The following is a 14,151-nucleotide window of genomic DNA, read 5'->3' on the forward strand; positions in this document are numbered from 1 at the left end:
CCCCCGATGCCAGCGCAGACCAAGCGCTGCAAGGCCTGCAAAAAGCGAATGCGCCGATGCTGCAGAGCCTGAAGCGCAACCGCCCTTAGGGGTAGGCCGGCTCAGGCTCGCTTCCAACTGATGCTGAAACGAGAGCCACCGTTGGGAAGCCGTTCATAGGCCGCTCGTCCGTTATGGGCCTGCGCAATGGCAGCAACCACCGCGAGCCCGAGCCCGGTGCTGCCCACGTTATCTGTGCGAGCTGAGCGCCGAAACGCCTGAAAAACATGGGGCGCCAGATGCTCTGGCACACCCGGGCCTTCGTCATCCACGGCCAAAAGGTATTCACCGGCATCATTGATCCGGGTCCGAACGGTGATCGTCCCACCGACCGCATGCTTGTGTGCGTTTTCGAAAAGTGCGAGCAAGGCCTGCTTGATACGCATGGGGTCACACCACGCTTCCTGGAGCTCAAGCGCCAACACGCATTGGTGATGGGATGCCACAAACCGCTCTTCAAAAAAGTGCACTACTGACAGCACATCCTCATCGAGTCTGGCCTGCTCAAAATGAAGGTACAGGTGCCCAGCATCCGCCAAACCTACCGTTCTGAGATCTTCTACGAGACGCCCCAGCGATTCAACCGATTTCAATAACTTCTGGAAATTATCTTGCGATGGCATAAATATGCCATCAGATAATCCTTGGAGCCGCCCACTTAAAATGGTAATGGGCGTGCGCAACTCATGAGCAATCGCAGCATTCCAGAATTTCTGCTCTTGGGTTACTCGCTCCAGCTTTTCTGCCAGCATATTGAAATCGTTGGCCAGGATGGCGGCTTCGCCCAACGATGAATGGCCCACTTCCGCACGGGCATTCAGATTCCCTTGCGCCACTTGCTTGATGGCCAGGGTGACCGAATTCAATGGAATCAATATACGATTGGCCAACCTGACAGCCACAATCGCGGCCAGAACCAGACAACCCAGGGTCAAAAAAGTCAGAAATATCCATTCCCAAAAACTGGGAAAAGCTCCTGAGCTCTCGTTGATCTTATAGCTCTCTGGCCAATAAGCATCCCAGATGTAATAGAAGGCGTACACGAACATGACGGATATGGTGATGACCGCTACGGACATCCCCATCATCCAGACCATGATTTTCTTGCTCAGTCCATCTAGTTTCATACCGTTTTGCTTACCCGATATCCGACACCACGAATGGAATGGGGCACACCCTCAATACCGGAGTCTTCAATCTTTTTCCGAAGCTTGCTGATGTGCGAATCCACTGCGCGAAACAGCTGGTCGCCCTCTTGCAGGCAGTGGACGGTCAACTCCTCGCGAGTGAAAACCCGACGAGGCGCCTGCAGCATTCGGGCCAATAACTTGAATTCTGTGGGAGTGAGGTTGAGACGTTTGCGTTGCCCCTCAACCTGAACGCTCGCCTCATATATTTCAAGATTCACTTCCAGATGAAGAAATCTCAGAATCTTCAGGGTTGAGGCCGATGTGGCGCGCGCCCTGCGCAATATGGCTTCCACCCGCGCCACCACCACAGCAGCATTGAAGGGTTTGACGACGTAGTCATCCGCTCCAAGACGCAAACCCATCAGCTTGTCAATATTCTGATCAAGCGCTGTAAGCATGATGACCGGGGTCTCGCCATATTCCCTGATTCGAGACAATACCTCCCAGCCATCGAACTCAGGCATATTGACATCAAGGATCAGCATGTCGGGCTTCAGACGATTATGCAAGTCCAGTGCGATACGACCATTCGGTGCGATAGCCGTACGATAACCAGATTTTCTGAGATAGGCATCGAGAATCTCAGCAATCTCCGCTTCATCTTCTGCTATGAGGACGAGAGCATTCTTGTCAGATTGGTAGGAAGAGAGACTCATAGGCTTGGGCAGGACTCCAAAAAAGATGCACGACTCTAAGCATTTTTGCGATCCCTGTGTTTATTTCTGCTCTACATCAAATCTACACACATCCGCATTCATCACTTCTATAACGCATGGGAAAGTCCTGCTTGTTTTGTCTGGCGCCGCAGCTGGCGGCCATTAAAAAGTGATGATGAAAGACCGTAGTCCCCTCGAGAGCATCCATGAAAACAGTGATGTTTCTCTGGTTTCAGCAGCGCGAGATTTCGCCTCGGGCGCAGCGCAGAGATCTGTGGATGCAGCAGATCTGGCGCAGCGACTGTGGAAGCAATCAGACCGACTGGCCAGTCGGCTCCGGGCAGAGCATCAGTCAGCGACGCGCCCAAGGTCTATGGCCGGCTTCTCTGTCCGCATTCAGCGCCTGCTCCTGGCGGCCGCAGGAATGATTTTGGCGTACGTCATGTTAGGAGGTGCCGCACGCCCCTGATGCCCATCAGCGCCGCATGGCACCTTCGAGGATCAGCGCACAAGCGATGGGCAACACGCTTGCTCTTGCGATGCGTCCACGCCGCTCCCCCTCCATGAGGCCGATGAGCATGCCACCCAGGCTCTCATTCAATGCGGCAGCCGGTATGTCAACGCGGAAGACGCCTTCCCGCTGACCCCGCAGGAAAAATTGGTCAAGCGTCGCCTCATACGCCAGGCATGCAGGTCCCAACTCCGGATCCGTTTCGATGTCGCGTGACCAGAACTCCATGAGAAAGGCGTGCAGCTCCTTATGAACGACTTGCCCTTCCACCAAACGGGTCAGTGCATCCACTGGGGAGCCTTCATCAAGGCGTGCTTCGTGAAGGCTTGCAGTCAAGCGAGCGATGCAATGTCTATGCAGTAAGTGGATGAGCTCATCTTTGCTGCTGCAAAAGCGGTACAGCGTTGCGCGGCTCACACCGATGGCCTTTGCGATTTCCTGGTACGTCGCGCCTGGAGCGTGTGCAAGCGCTGCTGCGATGGAAGCAAGTGATTTGTCGTCTTGGAGGTTCATGTCGGCCAGTGAAGGGGCGGGTTGCCTCAGCGGGAACCACAAGCAACACATTTTAGATGAAAGCGTTTTGATTATACAAATTTGCCTCAATTGAGACATAATTGTCTCTTTTGATTCATATCAATCTATCTCTCTCCCTCGTATGACCCACCCTCTTTTTCGTTTAGGTTTTTCAGGAGCGATGCTTGTTGCCATCACCGGCTGTGGCAGCCAGGAATCCCCCCACACCGAGGAGCAGCCTCCGGCGACCGTGTCTGTGTTCAGCGCTGCGCCCAGCACCCTTGAGATCACCGAGCAATTGCCTGGCCGTGTCCGGGCTATCCGTACTGCGGAGGTTCGTGCGCGCGTGTCAGGCATCGTCAAAAAGCGGCTCTTCACGGAAGGCATGAACGTGAAGGAAGGGCAGGTTCTCTTCCAAATAGACGCCGCACCTTTCGAGGCCGCACTCGACCGGGCCAATGCCGATGTGCAACGGACTGAAGCTGCTGCAGCGGAAGCCAAGTCCACGCTGGACCGATACACCCCGCTTGCAAAGATTGAAGCCGTCAGCCAGCAGGACCTGGTCACCGCCCAGACGGCCTACAAGACGGCCCTGGCCAATGTGGCTGCGGCTAAGGCAGATGCCAAGACAAGCAGGTTGAGCCTGGAGTACGCGACGGTTCGCGCGCCCATCGCGGGGCGCATTGGCCGCTCCTTGGTTACTGAGGGCGCACTGGTTGGACAAGGCGAGGCCACCGCCCTGGCAACGATTCAACAGATCGACCAGGTCTACGTTGACGTTACGCAGCCAGTCGCCGACGCGATGCGACTGCGCGAAGCGGTCGAGGCGGGCGCACTCCAAGCGGGTGGTGGACGCGTCGTGGCGACTGTCGATGGAACGCAGAAGCAGCGCGAAGGCAAGCTGCTGTTTTCTGATATCTCGGTAGATCCGACCAGTGGGCAGGTCACCCTGCGAGGGATGTTCCCCAACCAAGACGCTTTGCTGCTGCCCGGCATGTTTGTTCGCGTTGCTGTCAGCAAGGGCGTGTCGTCCGAGGCCATCTTGGTGCCGCAGCGGGCCGTTCGCGTCGACGCTGATGGCGGTAGCCATTTGTGGGTCGTGAACAAGGACGCTGTCATTGAGGACCGAGAGGTTGGCACTGGCGGCATGTATGGCGCTCAGTGGCATATTCTGCACGGCCTCAGTGCGGGGGAGCAGGTAGTGGTCGGAGGGCAGGCAGTGGAAGCTGGGCAGAAGGTCCATGTCGCCATGGACGCGGGTGCGGACAAGAAGAAGTAAGGAGAGCGCACTGATGTCAAATTTCTTCATCAACCGCCCCCGGTTTGCCTGGGTGGTTGCCATCTTCATCATGCTGGCGGGACTGCTCGCCATTCCGAACCTCCCCGTTGCGCAGTTCCCGGATGTGGCCCCTCCGCAGATTTCGATCTCCGCCACTTACCCAGGTGCGTCCGCGACCACCATGACCGAGAGCGTGACAAGCGTCATTGAGCAGGAGCTCAATGGCACGAAAAACCTCCTCTATTTCGATTCTTCCAGCTCCAGTGGTTCAGCGGAGATCACCGTCACCTTCAAGCCCGGAAGTGACCCCAACCTGGCGCAGGTGGATGTGCAAAACCGGCTCAAGAATGCCGAGGCGCGTATGCCAGAAGCCGTCAGACAGCTGGGCCTGCGTGTCGAACAGGCCAACGCCGGATTTCTGCTCATCTACGCGTTGAACTTCACGGAAGACAAGCCAGGCCAGGATGTGACCCAGCTATCGGAGTACGCAGTGCGCTCGCTCAATAACGAGATCCGCCGTTTACCCGGTGTCGGCAAGGTGCAGTTTTTCAGCTCTGAAACCTCCATGCGGGTCTGGGTTGATGTCCAGAAGCTGCGTGGCTTCGGGATGTCCATCGCAGATGTCAATTCGGCCATCCGGTCGCAGAACATCCAGGTCCCGGCCGGGAGTTTCGGCAGCCGCCCAGGCAGTACGGAGCAGGAACTAACCGCGACCTTGCTGGTGCAGGGTATGAAGCGCACCCCTGCCGAGTTTGGCGACATCGTGTTGAGAGCCAACCCAGATGGCTCTGCAGTGCGCCTGCATGATGTGGCGCGCATAGAGACCGGACTGCAAGATTTCTCATTCGAAGCCCGCCTCAACGGAAAACAGGCGGCCGCGGCCGCTGTGCAACTGGCTCCCGGTGCCAACGCCATTGCTACGGCCAAGGCGGTCAAGGACAAGCTCGAGGAGCTCAAGCCCAACTTCCCGCCAGGCATGACCTACGACATCCCCTACGACACCTCGTTGTTTGTGAACGTGGCCATCGAGAAGGTCATCCACACCCTGATCGAAGCCGTAGTGCTGGTGTTCCTGGTGATGTTTCTTTTCTTGCAGAACATCCGCTACACCCTCATTCCGACCATTGTTGTGCCGGTTTGTCTGCTGGGCACCCTTGCCGTGATGTATGCCGTGGGCTTCTCGGTCAACATGATGACGATGTTCGGCATGGTCTTGGCCATCGGGATCCTGGTGGATGATGCGATCGTCGTGGTGGAAAACGTGGAGCGCCTGATGGCTGAAGAAGGGCTCACACCGCGCGAGGCGACAGTCAAGGCCATGCAGCAGGTGGCCGGCGCCATCATCGGTATCACGCTGGTGCTGACGGCAGTGTTCCTGCCCCTGGGTTTCATGTCGGGTTCGGTCGGCGTTATCTACCGCCAGTTCTCTTTGTCGCTGGCAGTCTCCATCTTGTTCTCGGGCTTTTTGGCTTTGACGCTGACGCCCGCGCTTTGCGCCACGTTGCTGAAGTCGATTGCGAAGGGACACCATGAAAAGAAGGGATTTTTTGGTTGGTTCAACCGACGGTTCGCTGTTCTCACCGAGAAGTTCGACCTCCTCAACCATTGCCTCGCGCGTCGAACGGGCCGCTACATGCTGGTCTATCTGATGCTGACCATGGTGCTGGGCTTGCTGTATGTACGAGTACCGGAGACGTTCGTTCCCACGGAGGACCAGGGCTACAACATCGTGAGCGTGCAATTGCCTCCCGGCGCGACCTACGCACGTACCCAGCGCGTGGTGGAAGACGTGGAGAAGTACCTGGGCACCCGTGACGCAGTTCAAAGCTCCATCAACATCATCGGCTTCAGTTTCTCGGGCTCCGGAGAAAACGCCGCTTTGTCTTTCCCATCGTTCAAAGATTGGTCCAAACGCTCGCGGGAGCAGTCCGCAGATGCGGAGACCCAGGCTATGAACGAGGCGTTTGGCACCCATGCCGATGCGCAAATCATGGCCGTGAACCCTCCGCCCATCGAAGGACTGGGCACCTCGGGAGGCTTCTCACTGCGTCTGCAGGACCGTGCAGGTATCGGCATTGACGCGCTGACAAAGGCCAAGGATGTGCTGCTTGCGAAGGCGGCGCAGCACCCGGCGATCGCGTATGCGATGGTCGAGGGCTTGCCCAACGCGCCTCAACTGCGCCTGCAGATTGACCGAGCCAAAGCGGAGGCATTCGGGGTGAAGTTCGACAGCATATCCAGTGCCTTGGAAACATCCTTTGGCTCCAACATTGCAGGCGACTACGTCTACAAGGGGCGCCTGCAGCGGGTGGTAGTGCAAGCGGAACCGAAGGACCGCGTCACCCCCACTGAAGTGCTGGCGCTTCCGATCCCCAATGCATCCGGTGAGTTGGTTCCTATCAGCGCTTTTGCCACGGCCGAGTGGACCTCGGGTCCCTCGCAGCTGTCACGCTACAACGGCTACCCGGCATTCCGCATTGCGGGTGATGCCAAGCCGGGTCATAGCAGTGGTGAAGCCATGGCCGCCATGGAGGAACTGGTGCAAGGCCTACCACCAGGCGTGGGCTATGAATGGACTGGCCTGTCCTACCAGGAGCGTCAAGCCGGTTCGCAGGCGCCCATCCTGTTTGCGCTGGCCATCCTGGCGGTCTTCTTGCTGTTGGTGGCCTTGTATGAGAGCTGGGCAATTCCAGTGTCCGTGATGCTTATCGTGCCGATCGGTGCACTGGGATCCGTGCTTGCGTTGATGGTTGCCAACATGGTGCCGGGCTCATCGGGCCTGGCCAATGATGTGTACTTCAAGGTGGGCCTCATCACCGTGGTTGGCCTGGCCGCCAAGAACGCCATTCTGATTGTTGAGTTTGCCAAGAGCCTGATGGAGGCGGGAAAGCCCATCAAAGATGCAGTTCTGGAGGCGGCGAAGCTGCGCTTCCGCCCCATTGTCATGACCTCTCTGGCCTTTATCCTGGGTGTCGTTCCTCTGGTGCTCGCCTCGGGCGCCGGTGCCGCCAGCCAACGCTCGCTGGGCACGGGCGTGATTGGGGGAATGCTTGCTGCGACGGTCATCGGTGTGGTGTTTGTTCCGCTTTTCTTTATTGCGGTCATGTCTATGTTCGGTAAGGCGAAGCGCGAGACGACTGCTGGTTCGACCCACCCACAGGAGGCTGTGTAATGCCCGTTTTTCAACTTACCAAGACTGCGGCAGCCGTCTTCCTGGCGGCATCGCTCAGCGCCTGCTCACTCGCGCCCACGTACAAGCAGCCAGCCGCTCCTGTTCCCACCGACTGGCCAGACCTGAAAGCCAACAGCGCAGGCGTTCCGATCGGACTGGCAGATTTGGTCGCGGACAAGGCCTTGCTTGACCTCGTAGCGGCTGCGGTTGACCACAACCGTGACCTGCGCAAGGCACTGTTGAACGTTGAGGCCGCGCGGGCACAGTACGGAATCCAACGTGCTGAGCAATTGCCCAGCATCAGCGCCCAGGCCAATGGCACGCGACAGCGAACAGCTGCCGACCTTTCCCAGACCGGGCGGGCTTCTACAACCTCGGTTTATCAAGCCGGCTTGGGGGTCACCGCATTTGAAGTGGACCTGTTCGGACGGCTGAGAAATCTCTCCGAGAGCGCGTTGCAGGAATTCTTCGCCATCGAGCAGAACGCCGAAGCGGCGCGAATCAGCCTGAGCAGCGAAGTGATGCAGGCCTACATCACTCGCAACAGTGCGCAGTCGCGGCTAAAGCTCACAGAACGCACGCTCGCGGCACGAGAGAAATCCTTGGCGCTCACCGAGCAGCGTCGCGCCGCAGGTGCTGCCACTGCGCTGGACCTCGAAGATGCCCGTGGGCTTGGCGAGCAAGCCAGAGCGGATCTTGAGCAGGTGCGCAGAGAGTTGCGCCAGGCAAACAACGCCTTAGGTCTTTTGACGGGTAGCCATGCCGGTGCAGAGCAACTTCGTCAGACACGGGAAGGTGCCTCTATCTTCGCCCTGCGAGATATAGGCGCTGGCGCACCGTCTGACCTGTTGCGTGACCGGCCAGATATATTGGCGGCCGAGAATTCACTCAAGGCACGCCATGCCGATATCGGCGTGGCTCGCGCCGCCTTCTTCCCTCGGTTGTCGCTGACTGCGTTTCTTGGCAGTTCCAGCCCTGAGCTGTCGGACCTGTTCCGAGGGAGTTCTCGTGCATGGAGCTTCGCCCCCCAGCTGACCATGCCCCTGTTCGATGGCGGAAGAAACCAGGCCAACCTTGAGCTCGCGGTGGTGAGAAGGGATATCGCAGTAGCGCAGTACGAAGGGGCCATTCAGACCGCGTTCCGCGAAGTCGCGGATGCCTTGGCGGCGAACGATACCTTGCGCAATGAAGTGACCTACAGGAAGGCACTTCTGGAAAGCAGCCAGCGGTCATTGGCACTTTCAGAGGCCCGCTACAAAGGCGGGGTCGACAGCAGCCTGCGGTATCTGGATGCACAGCGCACTTCGTATGACAACGAACTGGCCTACATCAATATCGTGGCTCAACGGCAGACCGCCATCGTGAGCCTGTTCAAGGCCTTGGGAGGGAAATGGTATCTCGAATAGCGGTCTAGATCGATGCCGGCATGGTGAGACGGGTAGCGCAGCTCGCATGCGCTAGCCTTCACCCTATTGCGTTTAACCAGGGCCAGTCCTTGCCCCAGCCAGCCGGCCATCCCAGCCTGCGCAATCCCGAGCAAGCTCCCCGCAGGGCCACAGCCCGCCATTCGTCGCCCATCACCAGCTGGCATCCGCCCTCCCCGGCGGGCGCTGCGGCGCGAACACCTCGACCAGATGGTCCACCAGGGCCTTGGTCTTGGCGGGCAGATGGGCCCCGCCATGGAACTGCACATAGATATCGGCGGGCGGCAGCCGCCATTCCGGCAGCACCGGCAGGAGCTGGCCCGCGCGCAGCAGGGGGCCGACCTCCCACGCGGAGCGCATCAAGATGCCGTGCCCCGCCATCGCCCAGGCGGTGGCCGATTCCCCATCGTTGGCACTCAGCGGCCCCCGCACCTTCACGGTTTCTGTCTGCGCGCCATTGCGCAGATGCCAGGTGCCAAACGCCTCATCGCCCTCGCGGATGAAAAGGCAGGCGTGGCGCGTCAGCTCCTGCGGTGACGATGGCGTGCCCATCGCCTGCAGATAGCGCGGCGAGGCGCACAACACACGCCGGTTGCGAGCCAGCACCCGCGCCGTCCAGCGGGAATCAGGCATATCGCCCATCCGGACCACCAGATCAAAACGGTCCTCCAGCAGGTCGGCAGGCCGGTCGCTCAGCTGCAGTTGCACCTCCACCTCTGGAAAGCGCTGTGCAAACGTTCCCAGCGCTGGCGCAATATGCCGGCGCCCAAAGCCAAAGCTGGCATTGACCCGCAGCAGGCCCTGCGGCACGGCGGCCGCCCCGCCAATGGCGCGCTCCAGCGAACCCAAGTCCGAAAGCAGGCGCGCGCCCTCCACCAGATAGCGCTCGCCCTCAGGCGTCAAGCTCATGCGACGGGTGGTTCTTTGCATCAGCCGGGCGCCCAGCCGCGCTTCCAGTGCCGCAAGGCGCTTGCTGACGGCCGGACCGGTGACGCCCAGCTGCTGCGCCGCACTGCGCATGCTGCCCTCTTTGCTGAGCAGCGCAAAAAAGGCGATGTCCGAGAATCCATCCATTCGTAACTCCAGCGACCGAAAGTCGTGCTTTGCCGCGCATTGTATATTTTCGCCTCAGCTGTGAGACTCGGAGCCATCGCGTACACAGAGCACCCCACATGCACCGCACCCTTTACCGCAAGCTGGTCGACGCCCATACCGTCACCCAGCTCGATGCGCAGAACGTCCTGCTGTTCTGCGACCTGCACTTGATGAACGAGTACACCAGCCCCCAGGCCTTTGCCGGTCTGGATGAGCAAGGGCGCCAGGTGCTGATGCCAGGCCAGAACATGGCCGTGGTCAGCCATGTGATTCCGACCGACCCGGGCGCTATCCGCATCATTCGCGATGCCGCGCCTGCGCTCCAGGCCAGCAACCTGCGCAAGAACTGCGACCAGCATGGCATCCCCTTGTTCGACACCCAGGATGCGCTGCAAGGCATCGAGCATGTGGTGGCGCCTGAGCACGGCATGGTGCGGCCCGGCATGGTGGTCATTTGCGGCGATTCGCACACGACCACCTACGGCGCATTGGGCGCTCTGGGCTTTGGCATCGGCACCTCGGAGGTCGAGCATGTGCTGGCCACGCAGACCTTGGTGTACCGGCTGGCCAAGGACATGCGCATCCAGGTCGATGGCCTGCTGCCGCTGGGCACCACCGCCAAGGACCTGATCCTCATGGTCATCGGCCATATCGGCGCCCAGGGTGCCCGGGGCCATGTCATCGAGTTCTGCGGCACGGCATTCGACGCCATGTCGATTGAAGCCCGCTTCACCGTGTGCAACATGGCCGTTGAGGCAGGCGCCCGTGGCGCCCTGATCGCGCCAGACCAGAAAGCCGCAGACTATGTGCTGGCGCGCTCTGCGGACCTGAACGGCCTCATCCAGCAGGCCGCCCTGCAGCACTGGGCCGGCCTGCGCAGCGATGCAGGCGCGGTGTTCGATGTGGAGCACCGTTTTGATGCCAGCGACGTGCCCCCGCATGTGACCTGGGGCACCAGCCCGGACCAGGTGGCGCCCATTGGTGGCGCGGTTCCCGATCCCGAGACACAGGCCGCTGGGCCCCTGCGCCGCAGTACCGAGCAGGCACTGCGCTACACCGGGCTCGCCGCAGGAACGCCTCTGGAAGGCATCGCCATCCAGCATGTCTTCATCGGCTCCTGCACCAACGCCCGCATTGAAGACCTGCGGGCCGTGGCCGAGGTGGTGCGCGGGCGCCAGGTGGCCCAAGGGGTCCGCGCCATGGTGGTGCCGGGCTCCGGCGCAGTCAAACAACAGGCAGAAGCAGAAGGCATTGCCAGCCTGCTGCTGGATGCCGGCTTTGAATGGCGGGAGCCGGGCTGCTCCATGTGCCTGGCGATGAACGGCGACATCCTGGCAGACGGTGTGCGCTGCGCCTCCACCACCAATCGCAATTTCGAGGGACGCCAGGGACGCGGCGCCATCACCCACCTGATGAGCCCTGCGATGGCGGCCGCCGCCGCCATCACCGGCACCATTACCGACGTTCGACGTCTGGAGACCCCGCATGCGTGAGCAAAACATCCTGAGCGGCAAGATGGCCGCTCTGGCCATCGAGAACCTGGACACCGACCAGATCATGCCCAAGCAGTTTCTGCACGGCATCGACAAGGCCGGGCTGGACAAGGGCCTGCTGTACGACCTGCGCTTTGATGCCGCAGGCCACCAGCGCCCAGACTTTGTGCTGAACCAGGCCGAGCGCGCCGATGTGGAGATCCTGGTGGCCGGCGCCAATTTTGGCTGCGGCTCCAGCCGAGAGCACGCCGTCTGGGGGCTGCAGCAGTATGGCATCCAGGCCATCATCGCGCCCAGCTTTGGAGAAATCTTCTACTCCAATGCGATGAACAACCAGCTGCTGCTGGTCATGCTCCCCGAGGCAGAGATCGCCCAACTCATGGCCGATGCCGACCGCCTGGAGACCTCGCATGTCCATATCGACCTGCAGGCGCTCCGGGTCAAGAGCCAGAGCGTGGATGCCGCCTTCAGCCTGTCGGAACGCCACCACCGCATGCAGCTGGAACGCAGAGACCTGATTGGCATGTCGCTGACGTACCAGGCAGAGATCATGCATTTTGCGCAGCGCCACTGGGAGGCCTATCCTTGGCTCAAAGACGTGGCCCTGCGCACCCGGCAACAATTGGGTGCGACGCCACGCGCCCAGCAACCGGCCAGCTTTGGAGGAAAAGCCTGATGTTCGAGCGTTTTGACACCCGCGATGTAGCCGTCAACGGCACCGTGATTCGTTGCCGCGCCGGGGGCAGCGGCCCCGCGCTGCTGCTGCTGCACGGCCACCCGCAGAGCCATGTGATGTGGCACCGCGTGGCCCCCACCTTGGCCGAGAAGTTCAGTGTCGTCTGCGCCGATCTGCGCGGCTATGGCGACTCGGCCCGCCCCGGGCCCAGCCCGCACCATGCCGCCTACAGCAAGCGCACGATGGCCCAGGACATGGCCGCTCTGATGACCAGCCTGGGCCACCAGCAGTTCCGCCTCGCCGCCCATGACCGGGGCGCCCGTGTGGCCCACCGGCTGCTGCTGGACCACCCCGATCGGGTGCAGCGCGCCATGCTGCTCGACATCGCACCGACCCTGGCCATGTACGAGCAAACGACGGAAGCCTTCGCCAAAGCCTACTGGCACTGGTTCTTCCTCATCCAGCCCGCACCGCTGCCAGAGCGGCTGATTGACGCCGACCCCGCCGCCTACATCCGCGATGTGATGGGACGCCGTCACGCGGGTCTGGCCGCCTTTGCGCCAGAAGCGCTGCAAGAGTACCTGCGCTGCATTGCCATCCCAGGCACCGCCACCGCCATCTGCGAGGACTATCGCGCATCCGCCGGCATCGACCTGGAGCACGACCGGGCCGACAGGGAGAAGGGGCACAAGGTGCTGGCCCCGCTGCGCGTGCTATGGGGCGCGGAAGGCGCCGTGGGGCGCTGCTTCCCGGTGCTGGACCTGTGGCGCGAGGCGGCTGCTGACGTCAGCGGCAAGGCGCTCGACTGCGGTCACTACATTGCCGAAGAGCAGCCGGCCAAGTTGCTGGAGGAGATGGGGGAGTTTTTTGCCATCTGATGGGCGGTGATGGAAGTGGTCATCTCGAGGCCCGCTGAGCGCATCAGCGGGCCTTCTTGGGCGAGGGACGATCACTGATCGGCTGCTTTGGAGCCCAGCGCATGGGTGACCTCTGCTGACCGGTCTGCAACTGTCGCAGACGGCGTCCTTGCATGCAGCGCTGCGGAACGCCATTCGCCAACGCGCAGACAGTCTGCGATTCATTGCGCATCTTCTGGTCTCAGCGCTGAATACGTCCAAGGCAGGCTGACGAGAAGTGCCTTGGCATCTACGTCAAACTCCTCCCTGTAGTGGTGCTGGTGGGGAACCGGAATCCGCGGATCCCCCAGCTCGAAACCCAGTGCGTTGAGCCTTTCCTGGTACCGCCCGATCGGCCCGTAAGCAAAGATTTGATCGTGGCGGTCCCAGACAATAGTCGCCCTTTCTTCCACCGAATAGGCCCAAATATCAAATCGCGCATCGCCGCTTAGAAACGCGCCGAATCTGCCGATGAAATCTTGAAATTCTTCTAGCGAAAGTGCTGGGCTTTGGTAGCGGCCTTCCGCCCCTTCACCTCGCGACGTGTGAAGAACAAAGAGCAGAAGATAAGGCGGTGAGAGACTGGCCACAAGCGTCGCGAACGGCAAGGCATCACCAGCCGGAACGCCTGCTATCAAACGCTCCGTGGCGTCCACAAATGAAACTGCATACACCGGTCCGTGCGAGAACGGAGCCCAACTATGGGCCAGGAAATGGGAAAGCTTGTGCATCTGGGATACCCACTTGAATGTCGGCCTCTGTGCCACGCAACCACAGCCAGAGCGGACCATCGGGTTCGACTGATCCAGGCCGAATCGCGAAATCCTACCAGCAGAGCCCATGGTGACGCTCACTAGATCGCCAGATATGCGGCCCATTCAGGGACCTGACTCCTTCCATCGGAGGTGCAGGCCTGGACAGGTTGCACATAGCGCTCATCGTCAACTTCTCCAAGCTGGTGATGAATCCCGACGCTCAGTTGAATACGACCATTCCAGCCGCTGCCATAGAGACGATGGCAGTAAACACGGGTCATCCAGTGCTCCAATCAGAACGTGGTGGTGACTTGCTCAAAGCAAGCCATCGCGTGTGAGCAATGCAACCCTGAGTTGCTCCATGTTTAGCAACGCGTTTTCGCCGACAATGCGGCGGGCGAAGGCTTCTCCGGTCGGCAGGTGCGGGAAATGCTTTATCCATGCGATTGGTA

At 60.5% G+C, this 14,151-nt stretch carries 12 protein-coding genes; 6 read left to right on the plus strand and 6 right to left on the minus strand.

Annotated features, from left to right (window positions below):
* Positions 1-101: 101 nt before the first annotated feature.
* The 3 genes from EDF71_RS00385 to EDF71_RS00400 form a co-directional block, all read right to left on the minus strand.
* Positions 102-1,166 carry an ATP-binding protein gene (locus tag EDF71_RS00385; protein ID WP_133854666.1) on the minus strand — a complete coding sequence of 355 codons (1,065 nt, stop codon included), beginning with the start codon at positions 1,164-1,166 and terminating at the stop codon, positions 102-104.
* Positions 1,163-1,885, minus strand: a complete 723-nt coding sequence (locus EDF71_RS00390) for a response regulator (protein ID WP_133854667.1) — start codon at positions 1,883-1,885, stop codon at positions 1,163-1,165. The genes EDF71_RS00385 and EDF71_RS00390 overlap by 4 nt, the downstream gene beginning before the upstream one ends.
* 475 nt (positions 1,886-2,360) lie before the next feature.
* A complete protein-coding gene (locus EDF71_RS00400) occupies positions 2,361-2,909 on the minus strand; it encodes a TetR/AcrR family transcriptional regulator (RefSeq protein ID WP_166656416.1) in 549 nt (182 codons plus the stop codon).
* A gap of 142 nt (positions 2,910-3,051) precedes the next feature.
* Between EDF71_RS00400 and EDF71_RS00405 the strand changes: the two genes are divergently transcribed.
* Genes EDF71_RS00405 through EDF71_RS00415 form a run of 3 tightly spaced genes read left to right on the plus strand, consistent with a single transcriptional unit; the run spans position 3,052 to position 8,766 of the window.
* Entirely contained in the window at positions 3,052-4,188 is a 1,137-nt protein-coding gene (locus EDF71_RS00405; RefSeq protein WP_133854670.1) for an efflux RND transporter periplasmic adaptor subunit, read from the plus strand.
* Between the two features lie 13 nt (positions 4,189-4,201).
* Entirely contained in the window at positions 4,202-7,360 is a 3,159-nt protein-coding gene (locus tag EDF71_RS00410; RefSeq protein WP_133854671.1) for a multidrug efflux RND transporter permease subunit, read from the plus strand.
* Complete coding sequence (locus tag EDF71_RS00415) at positions 7,360-8,766, plus strand: efflux transporter outer membrane subunit (RefSeq protein WP_133854672.1); 1,407 nt, start codon at positions 7,360-7,362, stop codon at positions 8,764-8,766. Before EDF71_RS00410 ends, EDF71_RS00415 begins: the two co-directional genes overlap by 1 nt.
* A gap of 171 nt (positions 8,767-8,937) precedes the next feature.
* Here the strand turns inward: EDF71_RS00415 and EDF71_RS00420 are convergent, their stop codons facing one another.
* Complete coding sequence (locus EDF71_RS00420) at positions 8,938-9,858, minus strand: LysR family transcriptional regulator (protein ID WP_133854673.1); 921 nt, start codon at positions 9,856-9,858, stop codon at positions 8,938-8,940.
* Positions 9,859-9,956: 98 nt separating this feature from the next.
* On the opposite strand from EDF71_RS00420, the gene leuC reads away from it, so the two are divergent.
* The 3 genes from leuC to EDF71_RS00435 are packed head-to-tail and all read left to right on the plus strand — an operon-like array spanning position 9,957 to position 12,926.
* The gene (leuC, locus tag EDF71_RS00425; RefSeq protein ID WP_133854674.1) at positions 9,957-11,372 is read left to right on the plus strand and encodes a 3-isopropylmalate dehydratase large subunit; all 1,416 of its coding nucleotides are present in this window, start codon (positions 9,957-9,959) and stop codon (positions 11,370-11,372) included.
* Positions 11,365-12,048, plus strand: a complete 684-nt coding sequence (gene leuD / locus EDF71_RS00430) for a 3-isopropylmalate dehydratase small subunit (protein WP_133854675.1) — start codon at positions 11,365-11,367, stop codon at positions 12,046-12,048. Before leuC ends, leuD begins: the two co-directional genes overlap by 8 nt.
* Complete coding sequence (locus tag EDF71_RS00435; protein WP_133854676.1) at positions 12,048-12,926, plus strand: alpha/beta hydrolase; 879 nt, start codon at positions 12,048-12,050, stop codon at positions 12,924-12,926. The genes leuD and EDF71_RS00435 overlap by 1 nt, the downstream gene beginning before the upstream one ends.
* Before the next feature lie 200 nt (positions 12,927-13,126).
* On the opposite strand, the gene EDF71_RS00440 is transcribed toward EDF71_RS00435, so the two are convergent.
* Together EDF71_RS00440 and EDF71_RS00445 are read right to left on the minus strand one after the other, a co-directional pair.
* On the minus strand, positions 13,127-13,675 hold the full coding sequence (locus EDF71_RS00440) for a hypothetical protein (RefSeq protein ID WP_133854677.1): 549 nt from the start codon (positions 13,673-13,675) through the stop codon (positions 13,127-13,129).
* Between the two features lie 122 nt (positions 13,676-13,797).
* A complete protein-coding gene (locus EDF71_RS00445) occupies positions 13,798-13,980 on the minus strand; it encodes a hypothetical protein (RefSeq protein ID WP_133854678.1) in 183 nt (60 codons plus the stop codon).
* Positions 13,981-14,151 lie beyond the last annotated feature (171 nt).

Origin of the sequence: Comamonas sp. JUb58 (assembly GCF_004364775.1) — a bacterium.
Classification (GTDB): Bacteria; Pseudomonadota; Gammaproteobacteria; order Burkholderiales; family Burkholderiaceae_C; genus Comamonas.